Genomic DNA, 22,410 nt, shown 5'->3' on the forward strand with positions numbered 1-22,410 from the left:
TTTTGATATGCAAACACTTTAAAAAGGAAACCCAATGATTCCGCATCATCCCGAAAGACACCGGACTCATCGCATCGGCTGGCTGCGTGCGGCGGTATTGGGCGCCAACGACGGCATCGTGTCCACCGCCAGCTTAATCGTGGGTATTGCCGCCTCTCATGCATCGCATAACAATATAATCTTGGCCGGTGTTGCAGGCCTGGTTGCCGGAGCGATGTCGATGGCGGCCGGAGAATACGTATCGGTCAGTTCGCAAGCCGATACCGAGCAGGCCGATTTAAAGCGTGAACGCAAAGAGCTTGATGAGGATGGACATCATGAACAAAAAGAGCTGGCGGCTATCTATGTGTCGCGCGGACTTGATCCGTTACTTGCCGAGCAGGTTGCAGTACAGTTAATGGATCATGATGCATTGGGAGCGCACGCCCGCGACGAATTGGGTATATCGGAAACAGGTACGGCAAGGCCCATTCAGGCGGCGCTAACATCGGCGGCCACTTTTGCCGTTGGCGCAATGTTGCCTTTATTGATTGTTATGCTTGCTCCGGATACCGATTTAATCGTGCCGGTGTCATCCGCGTCGCTGTTATTTTTAACGCTGCTGGGTATTTTAGCGGCCTATACCGGTGGGTCGGGGATCATTAAAGGAGCGGCTCGTGTCGTTTTTTGGGGCGCGTTGGCTATGGGGCTAACGGCAGCCGTCGGTTCCGTTTTCGGGACGGTCGTGTGACACCGTGAATTGGCAGGTTTACATTATTCTTTGCACTGATGATTCGCTTTATACCGGTATCACCCTTGATGTTGCCCGGCGCTTTAATCAGCATGGCGACAAACAAGGCGCTAAATATTTTCGCGGCAGGCAGCCCAAGCAGCTGGTTTATGTCGAGACTGGTCATGACCGCAGTACTGCGAGTAAACGGGAAATCGCCATAAAAAAATTGCCCAGGCTTGAGAAGTTGCAGTTGCTGGTGTCTGATAGCAACAAGGTGGGTAATTTTCCGTTATGAAAAATTAACATGCGCAGGCTCCCAATCTCCAGATTGGGAGCCTGGTAAACGGGAAGCCGGAGCCCTTCGATTGGCTCAGGACAGGCTTCCAAACTGAATTCCCACGCCAGGAGCCTGGGAACTAACGAACAACGCCCACAAACCGACACTAACAAAATATGTATTCAAAACAAATATTCGATCAGGATTGCAGGCAGTGTAAACGGCTGGATGATTTTCTGTGTGAAGTTAAGCAAAAGCACCCCGACTATCATGCGCGTCCGGTTGCACCGTTCGGTGATAGCGCCGCCCAATTGCTGATAGTCGGACTGGCTCCCGGCATGCATGGAGCCAATGCCACCGGCAGACCGTTTACCGGCGACTATGCGGGACTGCTGCTTTATGAAGCGCTTTTCGAGTTCGGCTACAGCAATCAAATAAAATCCGAATCATTGACGGACGGCTTGGCGCTAAAAAACTGCCGTATCACCAATGCCGTTAAATGCCTGCCGCCGCAAAACAAACCGACTAATACCGAAATCAATCAGTGTAATAATTACTTGGCCTTCGAGTTAAAAACCTTGCCGGAACAGGCGGTCATACTGGCGTTGGGTCTGGTTGCCCATCAGGCGGTATTAAAAGCCTACGGACTGAAACAGAGTAGTGCAAAGTTTGCTCATAACGCCCGGCATGCCTTGCCGGATGGTCGTACGCTGATTGATTCGTATCATACCAGTCGATACAACGTACAGACCAAACGGCTGACTAAAGAAATGTTTGCGGATGTTTTTCGGACTATTGGGCTGTATAGCGGCGTAGGCCGGAATAAGGCCACCCAAGGCTCTCCTGAGCAAAGCCGAAGGGCATAGCGCGAGGTGGCGTTTCCGGCGAATGCGGGCGGTGCGCCGGAAACGCCGGTTCTGAGAGACAAGCCTCTTACGTGGACGTATTGCATGGCAAAAAAATAAGCGGTTATACGTGTTTGTACACCCCTATGAGTCGCATCGTGTTAAAAATAAAAGCCCCTGTTTTTTCATGTTAATACTTGTAGGTATTGATACATATTGTGCATGCAGTTCATAACAATATAATTCTAAATAGTAGCTAATCTGTGGGGAAGCATTATAGGGAGTTAACACCGGGGCATTCCAATCTGATCGGCGTACCTTTCCAGAACAACCGGGATTTTGGCATCAGTCCCTCAGACGTAATGCGTTATTTGGTAGTCAACGTGCAGCCGGTGATTCCGCTTTCAATCAGCAGCTTGGAATCTGATACTCGCACAATTCTGCCGATCATTCATGCGGAATCAGCGACGTCTGGCGGTGGCGATGTGGGCGGCAGTCCGGTGTTTCTTTATTCCAGTGCTTTGGTACAACGCTGTTGTTCCCAAAATAACGCACTAATCGGACATAAGAAATGCCATGAAACAACTACCTGACAACAAACAATCCGATGGTTTTTCCTTAGTGCCGGGTGGCCCGCTTTTTCAGCTGTTCATCCGTGCGCGCATCAATACAACAACGCCCGGTCTACTCAAGCGCCGGGTGATCGTGTTTTTCCTCTTTACCTGGTTGCCTTGTCGGTGTTTTCGCATTTTTTTATGGGCGCGTGTTTTGTGGCAGGTTTCCCGACTGGATCTGCATCGCGTACCGACTCATCCCGACGGTGCCGCAGGGTTCGGTTTTCTCGGGGGAGGCGCTGTCGCATTTATGCCGTTACTGCTGTCCCAAGGCACATTATTTGCCGGTCAGATCGCCAACCATATTTTCCATGAAGGCCCGACATTGCTGGACTTTAAACCGGAAACTGTTGGCTGCGTAATTTTTTTGTTGTTGCTCGTGCTCGGTCCCTTGTGTATGGCGCACTGGCGAACCGCTACGTTAACGAGTTCGAGCAAAAATGGCCGTGTGGTACAGCACTGCATGCGAGCGGCCATTGTGTTGAAAACCGCTATTGCGGTGTCGGTACCGTTGCCCGTCAAAAGGCGGGGAATTTCCCGCCTTGCGCAGGCTGACCTGATGCACGCAGCCTTGAGGTAATAACACACCACCGTTACCACTCAAAATGAGGAACCACATTATGAACAATAATGCAGAATCTAACCGCCTCCGACAAGCCGGTGCGTTGCAAACGCCTTGGAAAAATGGGGCCCTTACCTCAGCGAGCGTCAGTGGGGTACGGTGCGGGAGGATTACAGCGCGAACGGAGATGCCTGGAATTATTTTCCTCACGACCATGCCCGCTCCCGCGCCTACCGCTGGGGCGAAGACGGTATGGGCGGAATCTGTGACAATCACCAAGTACTCTGCTTTGCGCCGGCATTTTGGAACGGCAATGATCCGATTCTCAAAGAGCGGCTGTTTGGCTTGACTAATAGCGAGGGCAACCATGGCGAAGATGTTAAGGAGTACTACTTTTACTTGGACAGCACACCGACCCACTCGTATATGAAGTATCTCTACAAATATCCCCAAGCGGCCTATCCGTACCAAGATCTGGTGGAAACAAACCGCCGGCGCAACCGCGAGCAGCCTGAGTACGAGTTATTGGATACCGGGGTGTTTGACGGCAACCGCTACTTTGATGTTTTTGTCGAGTATGCCAAGGCGGATGCCGAGGATGTGCTCATTAGAATTACAGTCCACAACCGGGGTTCTGAGACGGCAGCATTGCATGTGCTGCCGACGCTCTGGTTTCGTAATACGTGGTCATGGGGTAGCGGTGGATCAAAACCGTTGCTTTCAAAAATCGATGGGGATGGTCAGCGTATTATTCATGCTCACCATACCGATCCGCTGTTTCAGGAAAGCCTCTACGATTATTACCTTTATTGCGAAGGAGACGCGCCGCTGTTGTTTACCGAAAACGAGACTAATCATGAACGGCTGTTCGGTAAGCCCAACGCCAGCCCCTATGTTAAAGACGGCTTTGACAATTACCTCGTCCACAATCGGCTCGATGCCGTCAATCCGCTTCAGACTGGAACCAAGGCGGCTTGCCACTATCAACTGTCCGTAGACGCCGGTTCAACGCAGACTATCCGCTTGCGGCTATCACACTCTGCCCCGGTCGCAGGCAGGAACGCTTTCGCTGATTTCGACGAGTTATTCCAAGCTCGGATAACTGAAGCGGATGAATTCTATGCGCAACTAACCCCGGTTTCGATCAGGGATGATAAAGACCGCGTCAACGTCATGCGTCAGGCTCTTGCAGGCATGCTCTGGAGCAAGCAGTACTTTTATTACGACGTGGACAAATGGCTGGAAGAGCACCATGTATCCCCAGAGCAGCGCAAACAGATGCGTAATGGCGAGTGGTTTCATATGCTTAATGATGACATCATCTCGATGCCGGATAAGTGGGAATATCCGTGGTACGCCGCTTGGGATTTGGCTTTTCACATGCTGGCGTTCAGCAACGTCGATCATGACTTTGCCAAGAAGCAGCTTGATCTGATGCTGCGCAACGACTACCTGCATCCGAATGGACAGCTTCCTGCCTACGAGTGGAATTTTGGCGATGTCAACCCGCCAGTCCATGCCTACTCCACGATGCAGATATACCTGATGGATAAGGAGCGCAACAATGGCATTGGCGATATCGAGTTTCTCAAATACGCCTTCTCAAAGCTCCTGATTAATTTTACTTGGTGGGTCAACCGCAAAGATCGATACGGTAACAATGTTTTTGAGGGCGGCTTTCTGGGGCTCGACAACATCGGCGTCTTTGACCGCAGTTCGTCACTGCCGACGGGCGGCTATTTGGAACAGGCCGATGGTACCGCGTGGATGGTGTTCTTTAGCCAGCAGATGCTACGAATTTCGGTGGAACTGGCGTTGCGCGAACCGCTTTACGAAGAGTTCGTCTCTAAGTTCTTCCAGCATACCCTGTGGATTTCAAGCGCGATGGACCGCATGGGTGAACACGCGGACGAGATGTGGGACGAGGAAGACGGATTTTTTTACGATGTGCTTCGTCTCCCTAATGGCCGATCCCAGCGCCTCAAAGTCCGCTCGATGGTGGGGCTGCTGCCGCTGGCGGCGGTGGCGATCTTCGAGGATGATATTCTGGCGCGGCTGCCAAAATTCCGCGCCTTTTCGAAAGCATTTATGACACGGCACCCGGACTTGGCGGCCAAAATCCACATGCCTGCGCAGCCGGGTATCAACGGTCGGCGAATGATTTCTATTGTCAATGAAGACAAGCTGCGCCGAATCCTGGCGAGGATGCTGGACGAGAATGAATTTTTCAGCCCTTACGGCATACGCGCGCTTTCCCGCTATCACCGGGAACACCCTTTTGTGTTTCGCCATGAAGGCCAGGAATCGCGTGTTGACTATCTGCCTGGAGATTCGAATTCCGGCATGTTCGGCGGCAACTCCAATTGGCGAGGCCCTGTCTGGATGCCTGTCAATTTCCTGCTGTTAGTATCGCTGTTGCGGCTCTATGCATACTACGGCGACGATTTTACGGTGGCATGCCCGACGGGTTCCGGCCGCTACCTGACATTGTATGAAGTCGCTCAGGAACTTATGGAGCGGTTGATCCGTATATTCCTAAAAGAGCCTTCAACAGGTCGGCGACCGGTGAATGGCGTGGCGGAAAAGTTCAAAAATGATCCGCACTGGCAGGATTTAGTTCTTTTCTACGAGTATTTTCACGGCGACAACGGCGCGGGAATTGGAGCCAGCCACCAAACCGGCTGGACCGGCTGCATCGCGCGCATCATTCAAATGAAGGGACTGTTGACTAAGGATATGCTGCTCGGCATTGGCGCTGAGCAGGCCGCTATGAAAGCCGCGACGGGTAAAAAATAAGTGCTTGCCACCGTGTTCCTGGATATAAAAGAGCTAGAAAAAAGAGTTAAACCGATGAAGGGATTAAATCAATGAAAACCGGATCGGGGCAGGCAAGGAATTCCAGCTTGGGAGCCGGCCCAGATCGAGTTGGTGGGTTCGGTTTTGTTTTTCAGGTCGCGTTGCTACTGATCACCGATCAGTAGCAACGCGACCTGAAATGCTAAGCGTTTACTATGCCAACAAAAATCCATCGTCAACAAACAAAAGGCCGTATCATGAAATCGAAAATCCTGGCCGTCTTAATGACGGCAGCATTGTGCTGTATCTGTATACCAAGCCAAGCCGCACAAGAACAGCCCTCAGGCACGTCCAATACACTTGACCGTTCGACACTGCCGATTAAAGAACCCAGCTATCCTGCTATTACCGAACTGGATGCGCGTAATGCCAAAGCACCTGCCCGGTTTGAACTAAAACCGCCTGAAAAAGCCCCCAATATTGTCATGATACTAATAGACGATATGGGCTTTGGACAGTCGAGTGCGTTCGGTGGGCCGATTAAAATGCCCACTGTCGAACAACTGGCAGCGAATGGTCTGAAATACAACCGTTTTCACACCACTGCATTATGCTCGCCAACCAGAACCGCATTGCTCACGGGTTATAACCACCATTCCAATAATGCGGGCGCCATCATGGAACTTGCTACGGCTTTTCCGGGTAATACAGGTATCCGTCCACAAACCATTACACCGATTGCCAAAGTGCTGCGCATGAATGGTTACAGCACGGCCGCATTTGGTAAATATCATGAAACACCGGCTTGGGAAGGCTCAGTCTCAGGTCCATTCGACCGCTGGCCGACGGGCTCTGGATTCGATAAGTTTTACGGTTTTATCGGTGGCGAAACCAATCAATGGCATCCGTTGGTCTACGACGGTACAACGCGCGTTAATCTTGATTTGAATAACCCGAATTATCATTTCACCACCGATATGACTAACCAAGCGATTGCTTGGATGAATACTCAGCAATCGCTGACCCCCGATAAACCGTTTTTCTTGTATTTTGCTACGGGTGCAACGCACGCGCCTCACCACGCACCTAAAGAATTTTCGGACAAGTACAAAGGCAAGTTTGCTCAAGGTTGGGATAAATTGCGTGAAGAAACTTTGGCAAAACAAAAGCAACTGGGCGTTGTGCCGCAAAATACCCTGCTTGCGCCAAAACCCGCCGACATCAAAGATTGGGATAAGCTAACGGCTGATGAAAAACGTCTATTCCAAAGACAAATGGAAGTATTTGCAGGGTTTGGCGAACATACCGACCATGAAATCGGGCGACTCATTACGGCGTTACAAGACAGAGGCGAACTGGATAATACCTTGGTTTTCTACATCGTTGGCGACAATGGCGCTAGTGCCGAAGGCGGCATGATAGGTATGTTCAACGAAAGTACTTATTTCAACGGTGTGCCTGAAACCTTGGAAATGCAGTTAAAGAAAATCAATGCATTGGGAACAGAACATACCTACAATCATTTTGCGGCAGGCTGGGCAGTGGCGGGTAATGCACCATTTACTTGGACAAAACAAGTCGCGTCTAATTTTGGCGGTACACGCAATGGTATGGTAGTGCATTGGCCGGCAGGTATTAAAACGAAAAATGAAGTGCGCTCACAGTTTCATCATGTTGTCGATATTGCCCCAACTATTTACCAGGCAGTCGGTATTCCCGCACCGCAGAGCGTTGATGGCATAGCGCAAAAACCATTGGAAGGCGTAAGCATGAATTACTCTTTCGATAATGCTGGCGCGCCCGATACCCACAAGACCCAGTACTTTGAAATGGCAGGTAATCGCGCACTCTATCACGATGGCTGGTTTGCAGGCACGATACATAAAGCCCCTTGGGAAGCAAAACCAAGACATCCGTTAACCGAAGATGTTTGGGAACTTTACAACGTCAATGAAGATTTTAGCCAAGCCAACAATTTGGCCGATAAAAATCCGGAAAAATTAGCAGAACTGCAAAAGCTGTTCATGGAAGAGGCAGTGAAATATAACGTATTGCCGATTGATGATCGTACTCTCGAACGCTTTGATGCTGCCATTGCAGGCCGCCCCGACTTGATGAGCGGGCGGACGAGTTTGACCTTATATGAAGGAGCCAAAGGCATACCCGAAAATGCGTTCATTAATGTCAAAAACACCTCGCTGGCGATTACCGCCGATGTCGATGTACCTGCCAATGGTTCAGGGGTATTGATTTGCCAAGGCGGTGATTTTGGCGGTTGGTCGTTTTATATGAAGGACGGTAAGCCCAGTTACACATACAATTGGTTAGGCCTGGAACAATTTAGCGTAGCGGCAAAACAAAAAGTGTCAGCGGGTAAGCATACCCTCAAACTTGATTTTGCTTACGATGGCGGCAGAGGTGCGGGTGGTACAGCGAGTATTTATCTCGATGGCGCTAAAGTAGGCGAAGGCAAGATCGGCAAAACCGCAAGCAACGTATTTGGTATCGACGAAACCGCTGATGTAGGGGAAGACCAAAATACTCCTGTGAATACTGCTTACAAAGGCAAAAGCAAATTCACCGGCAAGATTGAGAAAGTAACTGTGGAAACATTTCCTTTTAAGAAAGAGCAAGCCCCCGGCAAATGCTGCCGCAGTCTAAGCGCGATGGCGACGGCGGACTGACGCGGCTTATCCGGAACGGATACCACGGCATTGGCAAGGAAGCCAATTGGCTTCCCGCTCCGAAGGGATCATATGCGTCATTTTTGCTGTAGTCATTGCTTATCCCTATGTTCCAGGCTCAAATTCACGAGCTTTCCAAGGCGTTTCTATTTTTCTCGGTGTGCTGTTTTCACTCGGCTCAAACTTCGGTCATCGCCAATATGGTTGCCGGCGTGATATTGACGTATATGCGGGTTGACTGTTTGGTCACAAACAACAAATTTTAAAGTGAGATAATTTATGACTAGCCCACTGATTAGCCGAAGAAAATGGCTGTTAAGCACTTGTTGTTTAAGTTTAGGGCTGGCCTCTTGCGCTGCAACCCAAACGACCGAGTCTATCGCCATCGACAGCGAGCCTTTCGAGTCGCTGATCAAATCGATCAAGCCCGGATTAAGCAAGCTCGATCTAAAACAGGATCGTGAGAGCCTGCTGCGTGCAGCGGTGGAAGCAAACGTGCGCTGGTCTATGCAGCAATTGTCCGCGCCCCCTGAAGCAAAAAAGGCGCTGCAGGAAAAACATGTGATCCTGCTGGGCGCCGTCTATGAACTCAATACCGGACGCGTGCGTTTTCTCGATTAATACAACCCGAACAAGCGTAACCCCTGGATACTTTCATGCCATGGAAACTGCGCATAGCCTGCCCATACATAAGGCACGCAAGTTTTTTCCCAACAATTGAGCCAAGATAGAACCCAAAATGAGCCGGCGCAGGACAACAAAACCAATCAAGACCGCCAACAAACCGCCGGTTGTACCTTTGAAAACGCCGCACGGTGTGTCGGCAGTCGGAAAGCGCCGGATCACTATAATCCTGAGTTTTCCTATGATCGCGGCGGCGGTTGCCGGTGTGCTTTATTTTATGCCGCCGTCCAAAGCGCCACAGCCAGTGACAGAATCTGTCACAGTAAAGCCTGAAGTTGTGCTTCTCTTAGCTCATAACGATTATGTCGGTGTGAAGGCGTGTATTGAATGCCATAAGGAACAGGTCGATGCGTGGACCGGTTCACACCATGATCTTGCGATGCAGGAAGCGAATGCGCAAACGGTACTCGGCGATTTCGATAACGCAAAGTTCAATCATTTCGACGTCGAGTCCACGTTTTTCAAACGAGACGGCCATTTAATGGTTCGGACAGACGGCCCTGACGGCAAACTCGCCGATTACGAAATCAAGTACACGTTCGGCGTTACGCCGCTGCAACAATATTTAATCGAATTTCCGGGCGGGCGCTACCAAGCGCTCGGTATCGCTTGGGACAGCCGCCCGAAATCCGAAGGCGGGCAACGCTGGTTCCATCTTTATCCTCATGAAAAGGTCGATCATAGCGATCAATTGCATTGGACCGGGCGCTACCAGAACTGGAACCTTGAATGCGCCGAATGCCATTCGACGAATCTTAAAAAAGGTTACAATGCGGCAACGGACAGTTATAAAACAACGTTTAATGAATTGAATGTGGCTTGCGAATCCTGCCACGGCCCTGCTTCGCAACATATCGACTGGGCTAAACGGACCCCGCCGCCTTATGGAAAGGATGGCGGCAAGGGATTGGCGGTGAATCTGCAAAGCAGCTGGCGTGAAGCGTGGAAATTTCCGGCAAGCGCTGCAAGATTCGCACAGCGCGACCGGCCAGCCGCCGATGCACTGATGAATACCTGCTGGGCCTGTCATGCGCGCCGCTCGACGCTGGCGGAGGGCGGTGTGCCCGGCTTGCCGCTCGAGGACTCGCATCGACCGGCGTTGTTGACGCAGCCGACTTATCATGCGGATGGTCAGCAGCGCGACGAAGATTATACTTGGGGCTCGTTCCGTCAGAGCAAGATGTTCCAGAATGGCGTCACCTGTCTGGACTGTCATGAACCGCATACGCTCAAATTGCGCGCCGAAGGCAATGCCTTGTGCACGCGCTGCCATAATGCCGCCGAATTCGACAACCCGAAACACCACTTCCACAAACAGGATTCAAAAGGCGCGCAGTGCATCGACTGTCATGCGCCGGAACAGAACTACATGGTTGTCGACGGCAGGCACGATCATAGTTTCCGTTTGCCAAGACCCGACTTATCGCAGTCCTTGGCTAGTCCGAACGCCTGCACGCAGTGCCACCAAAACCGCAGGCCCGAATGGGCCGCTTCGGCGCTGGACAAATGGTACGGTAAAAACTGGCGGCAGCGCCCGCATTACGGAACCGTACTGCACGCAGGGGCAACGCAGGGCGTCAAGGCTATGCCCGCGTTGCTCGAACTCGCCCAAGATCCGGCGAGCCCTGCAATCGTTCGCGCCACTGCGGCGACACTCGCAGAGCCGATGATGCGTCCCGAATTTATCGCTACGGCTCGGCTGCTGTTAAAGGATGCCGAGCCCTCTGTGCGTATCTCGGCGCTAGGACTCATCGAAGCTATTGATCCCGTCAACCGCATACTGTCAGCAGCTCCGCTGCTGGTTGATCCGATACGCGGCGTACGTATCGAGGCTGCACGCATCCTTGCCGATGTGCCTGATGACCAGTTTCCTGCTGACCGGCTTAGCGCCCGTAAAAGCGCGACAAAGGAGTATCTGGATTACTTGGCGATTAATGCCGATTGGCCATCGGAAAATGTTAATCAGGGCAGTTTTTTGATGCGGCAAGGTCGGCCCGATGCCGCAAGCGCAGCTTATGAAAGGGCGCTTAAGCTTGATCCGTTGTTCGTCGGAGCTTACGTCAATCTCGCCGATGTCTATCGGCAACAAGGCCGCGAAGATGAGGCTGAAAAACAATTGCGCCGAGGTTTGGCATTGTTGCCGAATGCGGCGGATTTACATCATGCGTTGGGCTTGGTGTTGGTGCGCCAAAGCAATACATCCCTAGCGCTTCAGGAGCTTGCAGCAGCAGTTAAGTTTGCTCCCGACAACACCCGCTACGCTTATGTCTATGCCGTGGGTCTGCATTCAGCAGGGAAGCAGTCTGAGGCGTTGGCGGCTTTGAAAGCCGCCGATGCGCGCAGGCCCTATGATCTCGATATTCTCAGTACGCTCATTTCAATGCAGCATGAGGCGGGCGATACCAAAGCCGCACTTATTTATGCCCGAAAAGCGGCCGAAGCACTGCCGGACGATGCCGGAGTGAAGCAGTTAGTGGAGGAATTGGAAAGGAAGCAGTAAGCAGTTTCGATGGTCGTATTTCCGATAGTTTTTATCGTAAACATTAGACCAAAGGCTAATATCGCTGTCATGCTAAACCCGCTAAAGTGACTCCACTATGAATACTAATAAGGCCGTTTTGGCCGTCATAGATGATGAAGAGTCCGTTTGCAAAGCTCTTGAGCGGTTGTTGCGTTCTGCTGGGTTTACGGTAAAAACATTCATTAACGGCGCCGATTTCCTGCGCTTTCTGGAAACCGGCCGGCCTGATTGCATGGTGCTCGATTTGTGCATGATGTCCATGAACGGATTTGCGGTTTTAGATCGCGTGGCTTTGTTGAGCTTGGAGTTGCCGGTGATTATCGTCACTGGCGATGACAATGAGGAAACTTACGAACGCGCAATGAATTACGGTATTGCAGCGTATTTGCGTAAACCGGTTGACGGTCAGGTATTGCTCGATGCTGTCGCCTTTGCTGTCGGACCTGGAAAGGGCAATCCGCTTATCGAAAAGTAATTAAGCAAGATGAGAAAAACCACATTAATCACACGCACGATGATGCAGAATTCCAGCGTTTGCTTCCGAAGAATTGGCGCTGAAGTTGCAAAATCCGGTCGCCAATTTAATTAGCGTAAAGCCGCGTTCGAAGGTCGTCTGCGAGACATGAAAACAGGCGAAGCTGTGGCGACTTTCGCTGACCGCGACATGCAGGATGGCGGCCCTCTTGATCTCATGGGCAAGGATGTCTATTCGGCTGTTGGACAACCATAATCGGTAAAAGAGGATCAGATATGCCATATCAACTTGTTAAAACGCTTGATAGTGAGAGCTGGATCAAACTCAGCGGAAAATTGACTGTATATGATTTTCAGGAACTTCAAGCTCTGGCTAAGTCGGGCCTGGATCACTTCGGACAAGTTCGGATATTAGTGGAATTGGAGGGCTTTGAAGGCTGGAGTAGGGAGTCCGGGTGGGAGGATTCTTTCTTTATAGCTGAGGACGGACACAGGATTTCCAAGCTTGCCTTTGTCGGTGACGAGAAATGGGAAGATGAAGTCTTCATGTTTACCGGCAAAGAAATGCGCAAAACAGCGATTGAATTCTTTCCACGGGAAAAATTTTCCGAGGCGAAAGCCTGGTTATCCGAACAAAACTTTCAGTCTATATTCCTTAGAGTGGGGTAAGATTCTGAAATTGAATGATGGATATTACTCAATCTCTATTTATCTTACGCCGGTTGAATTTATAGTCGCCTTCTATCCGGAGTCATGGGCAGAATATCCGCCCGTTCGACCAAGTGTACCAATTCGGCTACTGACCTGACTTTTAATTTCGCCATCAGATGGGCGCGATGAACCTTGATGGTTTTTTCCACGATACCGAGATCGGCGGCGATTTGCTTGTTCAGTCTGCCGGCAACGACATGGCCCAGAACTTCCCGCTCACGTAGCGTAAGCGTCGCCAGCTTCTCTCTGATTTCGGCCAGTTCGGCACGAGCCCGCCGGATCATGTAATCCTTTTCGATGGCGGCATGGATGGCTTCGATCAAGTCATGGTCATCCACGGGTTTGGTAAGAAAATCGACGGCGCCCTGTTTCATCGCTTGTACACTCGTCGGAATGTCGCCATTGCCGGTGAGAAAGATAATCGGTAATCCAATGTCTCGGGCGACAAGTTCCTGTTGAAGCTCAAGGCCATTGAGACAAGGCATGGCAACATCAAGTACCAGACAACCGTGCATGCCCGGTTCGACTTGTTCAAGAAACGCCTGCGGCGAAGCGAACGTGGCTACGTTCAAGTCGATCGAACGTAGCAGACGCGCAAGGGCTTTCAATACGGCGGGGTCGTCGTCGACCACAAGCACGGTGGGGACGGCTCTGCTCAAGCGCTCTCTCCAGGAAATATCGGTAGCGTGAAATAAAAGATGGCACCGCTTCCGGTATTGTTAGAGGCCCAGAGTTGCCCTCCGTGGGCGCTGATGATGGTGCGGCAAATAGAGAGTCCCAAGCCCATGCCGGGTAATTTGGTAGTGAAGAAAGGTTCAAAGATGCTTGCCAGGTTTTCAGGAGGAATTCCAGGACCCAAGTCGCCGACGGACACTTGGGCATTACCAACGCCGGCCAGTTCGGTACAGACGAACAGCTGGCGATTGTTCGCTTGAGTATGGGTCATTGCTTCACAGGCGTTCATGATCAGGTTAAGCAGCGCTTGCTGGAGTTGTACACGATCACCTATGACGGCGGGAAGTTTTTGGTCGAGGTCGACCTGTACGGTAATGTTGCGACTCACCAGATCGCTGCTCACCAGCTTCAAGACATCAAGCACTACCTTATTCACATCAACCGGCAACTGCTCTATCTCGCATTTCTTGAGCAGCAGGCGTATGCGGTGCATGATATCGGCGGCACGCTTGTCCTCGGCTATGATGTCTTTGAGGATGTCTTGAATCTGGGAAAGGTCGACCTTATCGCGCGCTAAGAAGTTTTGGGCGGCCTGGGCATTGCAGAGGATGGCCGTCAGCGGCTGGCTCAATTCATGCGCCAGTGAACCGGATAATTCGCCTAACGTAGTTACGCGCGAAAGGTGCGTCAGTTCTTTACGCTGCTGTTGTTCAGCCAGTTCTGCTTGTATGCGCCGGGTAATATCGATCGTAACACCCAGCATACGTTGTGGTTGGTTGTCTTTGCTGAATTCGATACGGCCGCGGGAGTAAAACCAGCGCGTCTGACCATCGGGCATCTTAATGCGGTATTCGCTCTCATAATCGCCGTTCCCTGCCATTGATTTTTCTACTGCGAGCTTGACCTGCTCGCGGTCCTCATCATGAAGGATGTTCAGAAAGCTGACGAAACTAATCTTCTGAGACTCGGCGATACCGAATAACAAGTGGCCCTTATCCGTACTCCAAACTTCATCAAGTATGATGTCCCATTCCCACAGTCTCAATTCCGCTGCGCTCGCCGCAAGATCCATACGTTGTTTGTTGATGCGCAATTCGGCCTCACTCGCCTGCAACTGTTGAGCGAGCTGCGCGGCATGCAACATGTCGCAGCTTAGCTCATAGGACATAGCGAGAAGAATAGGCATGAAGGAAAGGCCGATGATATAGGGCGAATTGATAAGCCCGGCGTTCACCAGCACTCCATGACCGACCGATGTCAACAGGAAAAACGTGATGCTGCCGCTGAATAGAATAGCACGGCGGCGGCCGGTAGCCGTCCCGCCGCGTCGCATGGTGAACGCGGCATCCAACACAAAAGCTGCGAGCGCCAAGGCGCTGAGCGGACCGACAACATACCAGGGATTGAGCGTGCCCTGTGGGATGGAGATTGTCTCTCCGCCAAAAAACACTATATGTTTGAGACCGGTGATCTCGTTAAAAAACAAGTTTTGGCCCGTGGTAAAGCTCAGGATTAGCGCGAGTACGCGCAGACCTGCTGCGGACCAGGCAAGCCATGTTCGTCCGGCATCGAAGTAAAAACGTACGAAATACAAAATTGCTACCCAAAGAACGAGTAGGGGAAGGTGGGCCCAGCGTAGAATTATCGCCATTTGTTCGGTAGAGGTCGCTCGCATGGACATCAATTCCATGCCGGTTAAGGCAGTGGCAGCGAGGGCGGCGAGCGCGAAGGATAAATTCGCCCTTGTCTGTATGCCCTTGGCCCAGACCAAAAGATGCAGCAGCGCGAAGGTCAGCGACGCCGACGCCGGCATGGACCATAGCACAGTCATCCAGCTCATTGAATGACCTTCGAATTTGCTGGATCACTATTCATTTTCAAGGCTGAATGCCGGAATCGGGAAGTAATGTGCTGGAGTGCCATCCTGGTTATCCAATAAGTCATTGAAGCGTTTTATCCGGTTGAATCATCATGCCGAAACGAGAAGCTTGGTAAAAATACGCTCTTTTGCGTATACGGAACAATCTGTTCGGAAAGGGTTTTTGCGTTTTCATTCAAAAAACTTAGTCTAAAGTCCAATATCGGCGAATTGCAAATGTAAGTAAAATTTCAAATGTTATTTGTGTTATTAACCTTTTAAAGTCCATTGATATGGGAGAAAGCCAAGGGACATAGATTTGGCAAAAACCAGTGCGGGTATTTCATTCGTGTCGGCTGATATATTGTTAGTTTTGAGTTTATCAAACCTAATTATATGGACGGCTTCTTGTTAGCCGTAATAATAGACTCATCGTACTTCAAAATCCAGCGCCTTTATCCCACTCCTCCTGGAGTTGGAATAGGCAATTTAAAAACCGAATTTTGTTGTGTGAACATTTTTATTTCCTTTCTAACTTTGTTCACAAGCAGATGAAAACGGTTTCCCGAAGAATTTTTATAACAGGCATTAATTATGCGTACGATTATTAAAATTGCATTATTGAGTTCACTGGCATTGAGTCATGCCGTTCAATGCGACGAGACCGCTGACGAAACAACTTTTTCCGGGGATCTTTTTTCGCGGTCCAAACTGAGCGGCGATTGGGGGGGCATTCGTAACGACATGGCCGAAAAGGGCGTGACGCTGGATTTGGATGCTACCCATGTGACACAGCACGTCGCGTCCGGCGGCTATGACGGATCGCTGTTAAATCAATTCCCCGGCAACCGCATCAGTGAATTGTTACCGGGTAATAACGAGACGGAAAGCGATGGCATGTTCAACATGTTATTAAAGGTGGATACCGGCAAGGCAGGGCTTTGGCCGGGCGGCTTCCTGACGGTGCGGGGGGAAGGAAGAGTCGGCGATTCGGTAGGGATTCGCGCAGGCGGACTGATGCCGACCAACGGCGATGCTCTATCTCCAGCCGTGCCGGGTCACTCGAACCAAGACGTACTGGCGCTCACTGAATTGACTTATGCCCAGTTTTTGTCGAAACAGTTCGGAGTGGCATTCGGTCTGGTTAACACGGCGGATGGTGACAAGAATGAATTTGCCGGATCGATGCGCTCCCGTTCCCACTTTATGAATGCAGGGATGCGTTTTTCGCCGGTCATTGGCGCCGCAGTACCCTTGTTAACGACATTAGGGGCGACGGCAATTTTTCTGCCGACTAAAAATATCATTGGCACGGCAGGATTTGTAAATGCCGAAGAAACAGCAGGTTATAATCCTTTCGAACGGGACAAAGGAACCACTTTTGTGACCGAGTGGCAAGTCAAACACACTCTTTTCGGTTTGCCTGGAAAGCAAACGGCAGGTTTCGTTTATGGCTTCGACCGGAAGAAACTCGATTTCGGTGCTGACTCGCGGTCGCATCTTGCGTCACTAATTAGGACAGGGGAGGCCGTCAAGACCAACGCCGATACCTGGGCTCTTTATTATAATGCCCATCAATATATTCAAGGAGATTCGAAGGGGGGATGGGGGCCTTTTATACGCACCGGGGTATCCGATGGTCATCCCAATCCGATCAAATGGAATGTCGCTTTCGGTTTGGGCGGTGTCGGCGTGGGTTCTTGGCGGCCCAATGACAATTGGGGCATAGGCGGCTATGCGCTGGGCGCAAGCAATGAACCCGTGGTCAACCGCTTGGGAATTCAGGATGAAACCGGTTTTGAAGCATTTTATAATGCCGCTATATCACCTTGGCTGCATGTAACTGCGGACGTACAGTATATCGATTCGGCCTTGACCGGGGCTAACCGGTTGGCAGGTGCAGGTTCCTTGCCAGGACCGAAAGATGCATGGGTTGTGGGTGTGAGAACGAATCTGAATTTTTAACCGGAGCGTTATCATTTTCAAGAGTTGAGTGCGTTTTTGTTAAGGTAAAGCATCAGTTGGCACAATGGGTTTTAAGGTGAAGTTTATCAAGACGATATTGATGGGATTAATCCTGATAATCACCACGCTATGGGGAGCTTTTGCTGTTTATTTTGGTGACTCCCACACTGGCATTGTCCAGACTTGTGTGTCCGTGGTATTTGGCTTGTGCGGCCTGGCAGCTTTGATAAGTTTGGGTTTTCCGCGTTGGCGAAAGCGCATATTGCCGGGTTATGCGTTCCTGTTCGCAGCCATTCTGACGTGGTGGCTTTTCATTAGCCCTTCAAATGAACGGCAATGGCAGCCGGACGTCGCCAAATTGGCCTACGCTACTTTCGATGGCGACAGAGTTACAGTGCACAATATCCGCAATTTTGATTACCGGAGTGAATTTGATTATCAGCCTGCGTATTACAACAAAACCTATGATCTAAACAAACTGGAAGGGGTGGATCTGATTGCCGTTTATTGGATGGGGTCTGCTATTGCTCATACCATTCTAAGTTTTAATTTCGGTGGCAATGAACATCTGGCTGTCTCAATTGAAGCGCGCAAAGAGTTGGGTGAGGGCTATTCGACGATCAAAGGTTTTTTCAAACAGTACGAACTGATTTACATCGTGGCTGATGAGCGCGATGTAATTCGCCTGCGCACTAACTACCGCAAGAATCCTCCTGAAGAGGCTTATCTTTACCGGATACAGGGCTCCCAACAAAGCGCCCGACGCTTATTTTTGGAGTACATGAAAAAGATTAATGAGCTGAATGTAGAGCCGGTATTCTACAAAACGCTACTGGATAATTGCACCACAGCTATCTGGTTTAATACCCGGATCAATCCGGAACATCTGCCGTTTTCCTGGAAAGTTCTGTTGAGCGGATATGTGCCGGAATACCTGTATGAGTCCAAGCGGCTTGATTCTCGAATCCCTTTTTCCGAATTACAGAAGCAAGCTCATATAAATAGTCGGGCTCAGGCTGCCGATCAGTCATCTGATTTTTCAATGCGCATTCGGGTGGCTATTAAGCAGCCATAGCCACTATAAATAGCTCCCTTGGTCCAGGACTGGAATTTCAGGCAATGCTTCGATTAATACGGTTAACCCTTATGCCGCCGTTGATAAACACAACTGGTTTCGTTCTTAACAAGAGCCGGAGTGATAGTCGCTTGGTTTTTTAACTACCGAAAATGAGGCATTAGCCAATATGGTCATTAATGGATAGCTGTCTCAATTTTATACATAGTGGGAATAATAAAAGCATGAATATTTTTTTCTACAGCCCTTAGGGCTATATTAAATTCAAAAAAGCCATTATCAATCAATTAAATGACGAAATGAAATAATTGCATTAATATTGAGAAGCATGATGGTAGTTAGGCTTAGGTAACAGATAACTTAAACTACAGAGTACAGAGCGCCAATTAAAAATTACGAACTATAGCCTGTTTATATCAAATTTAAGAATGAGCTCATTTGTTAACAACGGAGCTGTTAGTAAGCCAAGAGAGATTTATGGACGACAAGAGCAATTTCAACTTTCTAAAAGAACATGACCCCATATTCTTTCAGTTAGCCTTTTCTGCTGAACAGCAATTTTCCACCGATCCTAACACCACCTTAATTAAACTGCGCCAATTGGGCGAAGCTTTAGCGCAAGATATGGCCGCTCGTTGTGGTATTGAGTTCGACGAAAAAACCTCACAAGTTGATTTACTGTTTAAATTGAATCGTGAAATTCGCCTCGATCCTACCATTCGTGATCTATTCCATACCCTACGCATCGAAGGCAACAAAGCGACCCACCAATTCAGAACCCAACACAAAGAGGCCATGGATGGTTTGCGTTTGGCGAGGACATTGGCGGTCTGGTTTCATCAAGCATTTGGTCAACAAGGCACCGCCTTTAAGCCTGGCCCCTTTGTCGCACCTACCGATCCCAGTCAACAACTACGGGAGTTAAATACGCAGATCGAACAACTTAAAGCGAAACTGCTGGATGCGAATGAACAGGTCGAAAGCAATCAACAACTGATAGCTTTGGTTGCCCGGGAAAAACAAGAATATGTAACGCTGGCCGAGTACATGGATACAGAGGCTCGTGACTTTCAGCAACTCGCATTGGCCCATGAGAACCAACTCAATAACGAGCGGGAAGCCTTCGAGATCCGGGTCAGATCAATGCAGGCAGAGTTGGAAAGTCGGCAACAGGTTCCGTCGCAAATCAGCGCAAGCATACAAAAAGCCAGCGCTCAACTGTCTCTGAACGAAGAGTTGACGCGAATCCTGATAGATCAACAACTGATTGCTGCCGGCTGGGAAGCCGATACCGAACAACTGACCTATCAAAAAGGCGCGCGCCCGGAAAAAGGTAAAAACAAAGCCATTGCCGAATGGCCGACACAAGGCAAACAAGCCGCCGATTATGTCTTGTTTTGCGGATTAACCCCGATAGCTGTTGTCGAAGCCAAGCGCGAAAACATCAACGTCGCCGGAAAAATACCGCAAGCCGAACGCTATTCGCGAGGTTTTAAACAAAACAACTTCATGCAGCCCGCCTGGCAGCTTGAAGGAAGAACCATTGCCTGGGCTGACTGCGAAGCAGGCCACTACCAGATTCCGTTTGTCTATTCCTGTAATGCTCGTCCTTATGTCAAGCAACTGGCCGAGCAATCCGGCACTTGGTTTCGTGACGTGCGGGAGCTTGCTAATTTACCACGACCCTTGCACGATTTTCATAGCCCCGAAGGTTTGCTCGACAGTCTTAAACGTAGTCGACAAGCAGCGCAACAGTTACTTAAGAACGAAGGTTTTGCTTATCTCAAATTGCGCGATTATCAGCAAAAAGCCATTCAGGCGGTAGAGCTCGCACTAGCCAATAATCAACCTAACTGCCTGTTGGCGATGGCGACCGGTACCGGTAAAACCCGCACCATCATCGGCTTAATGTATCGGTTTTTAAAAGCGGAGCACTTTAAACGCATTTTGTTTTTGGTGGATCGCACCGCGTTGGGCGAGCAAGCGATAGACTTTTTTAACGATGCGCCGCTAGAGCAAAACCAGACACTATCTAAGATTTACAACATTGCCTTGCTCGGTGATATGGCAGCCGAAGCAGAAACCCGCATTCAGGTGGCGACCGTACAGGCGATGGTCAAGCGGATTTTTCAATCCGACAGCCCGCCGAATATCGATGCTTATGACTGTATCATTATTGACGAAGCGCATCGCGGTTACACGCTCGATCAAGAAATGACCGACGGCGAACTGGCGATACGCGATGTCGCGCAATACTTATCCAGCTACCGCCGGGTATTGGATTATTTCGATGCCGCCAAAATCGCTCTGACCGCGACACCGGCCAAACATACGACGGAAATTTTCGGCAAACCGGTATTTACCTACAGTTATCGTGAAGCCGTAGCCGACGACTGGCTGATCGACCATGAGCCGCCGATCCGCTACGAAACCCTGCTCAGCCAAAACGGCATTCATTTTGATAAAGGCATCCAGGTCAGCGTTATCAATACCCAAACCGGTGAAATAGAGCTGGCTGAATTGGATGACGAACTCAATTTTGAAGTCGAAGCCTTTAACCGTCGCGTCATCACCGAGAGTTTTAACCAAGTCATTTGCACCCAGTTGGCAAAAGAACTCGATCCGTTCGGTCACGAAAAAACCATGATCTTTTGTGCCACCGACCTACATGCCGACATGGTCAAGCGCCTGTTGGATGAAGCATTCAAAGCGCTTTACGAGGATGGTTACAACGAAGCGTCGGTACGAAAAATTACCGGACAAAGCGATAAAGTGCAGCAACTCATCCGCCAATACAAAAACGAAAAATACCCCTCTATTGCGATAACGGTTGACCTGCTCACGACCGGCATCGATGTACCTCCTATCTGTAATCTGGTGTTTTTACGCCGGGTCCGTTCCCGTATTCTGTTTGAACAAATGCTGGGGCGCGCCACCCGCCGTTGCGATGAAATCGGCAAAACCGTATTCAAAATCTACGATCCTGTCGATATTTACGCGGCGCTGCAAGATGTCAGCTCGATGAAGCCCTTGGTCAAAGATCCTAATGTTACCCTGGAACAATTGCTGCAAGAGTTGAACGATCCCGCCAGCTTGACCGCACCGGGCAATAAGGCAGACACCAGCCATGCCCATGATGTGCTGGATGCCGTCAGCCAAAAAGTCATGCGGATATTGCGTAAAGCGGTCAATGCTGCCGAAAAGAAACCGCCACTCAAACAAAAACTGGCTGAGTTGGAAACACTCTGGGGCGTAGAACCCGGCAAATTGCATCAGCATCTGCATCAACTCGGACCTAAAAATGCCAGTGATTTTGTTCAACGCCACAGCGGCTTACTCAAGCAACTCAACGAAGTGAGCGACCTGCTGGGGTCAGACTGTTTACCGATCATATACGACGGCGCTGATGAATTTAAAGGACGCAGCCAAACCTACGGCGTCAACGAAAAGCCAGCCGATTATTTGGACAGCTTTAACCACTTTATACGTGATCAGCTTAACCAATCCGTTGCCTTAGGTGTGATCGTCAATAAACCCAAAGACCTGACTCGCGAACAACTGCGCGACGTGCGTTTATTACTGGATGAGCACGGCTATAGCGAGGCCAAATTGCAAAGTGCCTGGCGCAACCAAACCCATCAGGAAATCGCCGCCAGCATTGTCGGCTATATACGCCAAGCCGCTTTGGGCGAAGCCTTGTTGCCTTTTGATCAGCGCGTTGCCAATGCGATGCAAAAAATCTACACGTTGCACAATTGGACGCCCATTCAACGCAAATGGCTGGATCGTCTTGCCAAACAACTGAGCCATGAAGTCGTCATCGACCAACACTTTATCAACCGTGCCTTTGCCCAGGATGGCGGCGCTAAAAGACTGGATTCAATGCTCGACGGCGGCCTGGAAAAGGTAATAGACACGCTCAGCGAAAATCTCTGGCAAGCCACCGCTTAAGTCGGA

General features: G+C 50.2%; 17 protein-coding genes. 14 read left to right on the forward strand and 3 right to left on the reverse strand.

Going from position 1 to position 22,410, the window contains the following annotated elements:
- Nucleotides 1-34: 34 nt before the first annotated feature.
- The 10 genes from Q8L79_RS19710 (at nucleotide 35) to Q8L79_RS19755 (ending at nucleotide 12,170) form a co-directional block, all read left to right on the forward strand.
- Nucleotides 35-730, forward strand: coding sequence for a VIT family protein (locus tag Q8L79_RS19710; RefSeq protein WP_305274406.1), 696 nt, complete (start codon nucleotides 35-37; stop codon nucleotides 728-730).
- Between the two features lie 4 nt (nucleotides 731-734).
- Entirely contained in the window at nucleotides 735-1,007 is a 273-nt protein-coding gene (locus Q8L79_RS19715; RefSeq protein WP_305274407.1) for a GIY-YIG nuclease family protein, read from the forward strand.
- Between the two features lie 158 nt (nucleotides 1,008-1,165).
- Nucleotides 1,166-1,855, forward strand: a complete 690-nt coding sequence (locus tag Q8L79_RS19720; protein WP_305274408.1) for a uracil-DNA glycosylase — start codon at nucleotides 1,166-1,168, stop codon at nucleotides 1,853-1,855.
- Between the two features lie 242 nt (nucleotides 1,856-2,097).
- Entirely contained in the window at nucleotides 2,098-2,427 is a 330-nt protein-coding gene (locus Q8L79_RS19725; protein ID WP_305274409.1) for a hypothetical protein, read from the forward strand.
- Nucleotides 2,411-3,028 carry a hypothetical protein gene (locus tag Q8L79_RS19730; protein ID WP_305274410.1) on the forward strand — a complete coding sequence of 206 codons (618 nt, stop codon included), beginning with the start codon at nucleotides 2,411-2,413 and terminating at the stop codon, nucleotides 3,026-3,028. The genes Q8L79_RS19725 and Q8L79_RS19730 overlap by 17 nt, the downstream gene beginning before the upstream one ends.
- 96 nt (nucleotides 3,029-3,124) lie before the next feature.
- Nucleotides 3,125-5,806, forward strand: coding sequence for a glucosidase (locus tag Q8L79_RS19735; protein ID WP_305274412.1), 2,682 nt, complete (start codon nucleotides 3,125-3,127; stop codon nucleotides 5,804-5,806).
- Nucleotides 5,807-6,063: 257 nt separating this feature from the next.
- Nucleotides 6,064-8,490 (forward strand): arylsulfatase, encoded by a 2,427-nt coding sequence (locus Q8L79_RS19740; RefSeq protein WP_305274413.1) that lies wholly within the window; start codon nucleotides 6,064-6,066, stop codon nucleotides 8,488-8,490.
- 279 nt (nucleotides 8,491-8,769) lie between these two features.
- Entirely contained in the window at nucleotides 8,770-9,111 is a 342-nt protein-coding gene (locus tag Q8L79_RS19745) for a carbonic anhydrase (RefSeq protein WP_305274414.1), read from the forward strand.
- A gap of 118 nt (nucleotides 9,112-9,229) precedes the next feature.
- Nucleotides 9,230-11,674, forward strand: a complete 2,445-nt coding sequence (locus Q8L79_RS19750) for a tetratricopeptide repeat protein (protein ID WP_305274415.1) — start codon at nucleotides 9,230-9,232, stop codon at nucleotides 11,672-11,674.
- Between the two features lie 97 nt (nucleotides 11,675-11,771).
- Complete coding sequence (locus Q8L79_RS19755) at nucleotides 11,772-12,170, forward strand: response regulator (protein ID WP_305274416.1); 399 nt, start codon at nucleotides 11,772-11,774, stop codon at nucleotides 12,168-12,170.
- A 24-nt stretch (nucleotides 12,171-12,194) separates the two neighbouring features.
- On the opposite strand, the gene Q8L79_RS19760 is transcribed toward Q8L79_RS19755, so the two are convergent.
- The gene (locus tag Q8L79_RS19760) at nucleotides 12,195-12,452 is read right to left on the reverse strand and encodes a hypothetical protein (protein ID WP_305274417.1); all 258 of its coding nucleotides are present in this window, start codon (nucleotides 12,450-12,452) and stop codon (nucleotides 12,195-12,197) included.
- On the opposite strand from Q8L79_RS19760, the gene Q8L79_RS19765 reads away from it, so the two are divergent.
- Complete coding sequence (locus Q8L79_RS19765) at nucleotides 12,446-12,838, forward strand: STAS/SEC14 domain-containing protein (RefSeq protein WP_305274419.1); 393 nt, start codon at nucleotides 12,446-12,448, stop codon at nucleotides 12,836-12,838. The two genes, Q8L79_RS19760 and Q8L79_RS19765, sit on opposite strands and share 7 nt — an antisense overlap.
- Before the next feature lie 59 nt (nucleotides 12,839-12,897).
- On the opposite strand, the gene Q8L79_RS19770 is transcribed toward Q8L79_RS19765, so the two are convergent.
- Both Q8L79_RS19770 and Q8L79_RS19775 read right to left on the reverse strand, forming a co-directional pair.
- Nucleotides 12,898-13,539: a response regulator transcription factor gene (locus tag Q8L79_RS19770; RefSeq protein ID WP_305274420.1), complete on the reverse strand. Its 642-nt coding sequence runs from the start codon at nucleotides 13,537-13,539 to the stop codon at nucleotides 12,898-12,900.
- Nucleotides 13,536-15,395: a PAS domain-containing sensor histidine kinase gene (locus tag Q8L79_RS19775; protein WP_305274421.1), complete on the reverse strand. Its 1,860-nt coding sequence runs from the start codon at nucleotides 15,393-15,395 to the stop codon at nucleotides 13,536-13,538. The genes Q8L79_RS19770 and Q8L79_RS19775 overlap by 4 nt, the downstream gene beginning before the upstream one ends.
- 612 nt (nucleotides 15,396-16,007) lie before the next feature.
- On the opposite strand from Q8L79_RS19775, the gene Q8L79_RS19780 reads away from it, so the two are divergent.
- The 3 genes from Q8L79_RS19780 (at nucleotide 16,008) to hsdR (ending at nucleotide 22,404) form a co-directional block, all read left to right on the forward strand.
- Complete coding sequence (locus tag Q8L79_RS19780) at nucleotides 16,008-17,378, forward strand: carbohydrate porin (protein ID WP_305274422.1); 1,371 nt, start codon at nucleotides 16,008-16,010, stop codon at nucleotides 17,376-17,378.
- A 76-nt stretch (nucleotides 17,379-17,454) separates the two neighbouring features.
- Entirely contained in the window at nucleotides 17,455-18,453 is a 999-nt protein-coding gene (locus tag Q8L79_RS19785) for a DUF4105 domain-containing protein (RefSeq protein WP_305274423.1), read from the forward strand.
- 477 nt (nucleotides 18,454-18,930) lie between these two features.
- Nucleotides 18,931-22,404, forward strand: a complete 3,474-nt coding sequence (gene hsdR / locus Q8L79_RS19790; RefSeq protein ID WP_305274424.1) for a type I restriction-modification system endonuclease — start codon at nucleotides 18,931-18,933, stop codon at nucleotides 22,402-22,404.
- Nucleotides 22,405-22,410: the final 6 nt, after the last annotated feature.

Source organism: Methylobacter sp. (assembly GCF_030680395.1).
GTDB lineage: Bacteria > Pseudomonadota > Gammaproteobacteria > Methylococcales > Methylomonadaceae > Methylobacter_A.

Coding starts and splice junctions, on each gene's coding strand:
- Q8L79_RS19745 (WP_305274414.1), top strand. CDS start 8,770: ATGACTAGCCCACTGATTAGCCGAAGAAAATGGCTGTTAAGCACTTGT.
- Q8L79_RS19765 (WP_305274419.1), top strand. CDS start 12,446: ATGCCATATCAACTTGTTAAAACGCTTGATAGTGAGAGCTGGATCAAA.
- Q8L79_RS19730 (WP_305274410.1), top strand. CDS start 2,411: ATGAAACAACTACCTGACAACAAACAATCCGATGGTTTTTCCTTAGTG.
- hsdR (WP_305274424.1), top strand. CDS start 18,931: ATGGACGACAAGAGCAATTTCAACTTTCTAAAAGAACATGACCCCATA.
- Q8L79_RS19760 (WP_305274417.1), bottom strand. CDS start 12,452: ATGGCATATCTGATCCTCTTTTACCGATTATGGTTGTCCAACAGCCGA.
- Q8L79_RS19740 (WP_305274413.1), top strand. CDS start 6,064: ATGAAATCGAAAATCCTGGCCGTCTTAATGACGGCAGCATTGTGCTGT.
- Q8L79_RS19710 (WP_305274406.1), top strand. CDS start 35: ATGATTCCGCATCATCCCGAAAGACACCGGACTCATCGCATCGGCTGG.
- Q8L79_RS19780 (WP_305274422.1), top strand. CDS start 16,008: ATGCGTACGATTATTAAAATTGCATTATTGAGTTCACTGGCATTGAGT.
- Q8L79_RS19720 (WP_305274408.1), top strand. CDS start 1,166: ATGTATTCAAAACAAATATTCGATCAGGATTGCAGGCAGTGTAAACGG.
- Q8L79_RS19775 (WP_305274421.1), bottom strand. CDS start 15,395: ATGAGCTGGATGACTGTGCTATGGTCCATGCCGGCGTCGGCGTCGCTG.
- Q8L79_RS19755 (WP_305274416.1), top strand. CDS start 11,772: ATGAATACTAATAAGGCCGTTTTGGCCGTCATAGATGATGAAGAGTCC.
- Q8L79_RS19750 (WP_305274415.1), top strand. CDS start 9,230: ATGAGCCGGCGCAGGACAACAAAACCAATCAAGACCGCCAACAAACCG.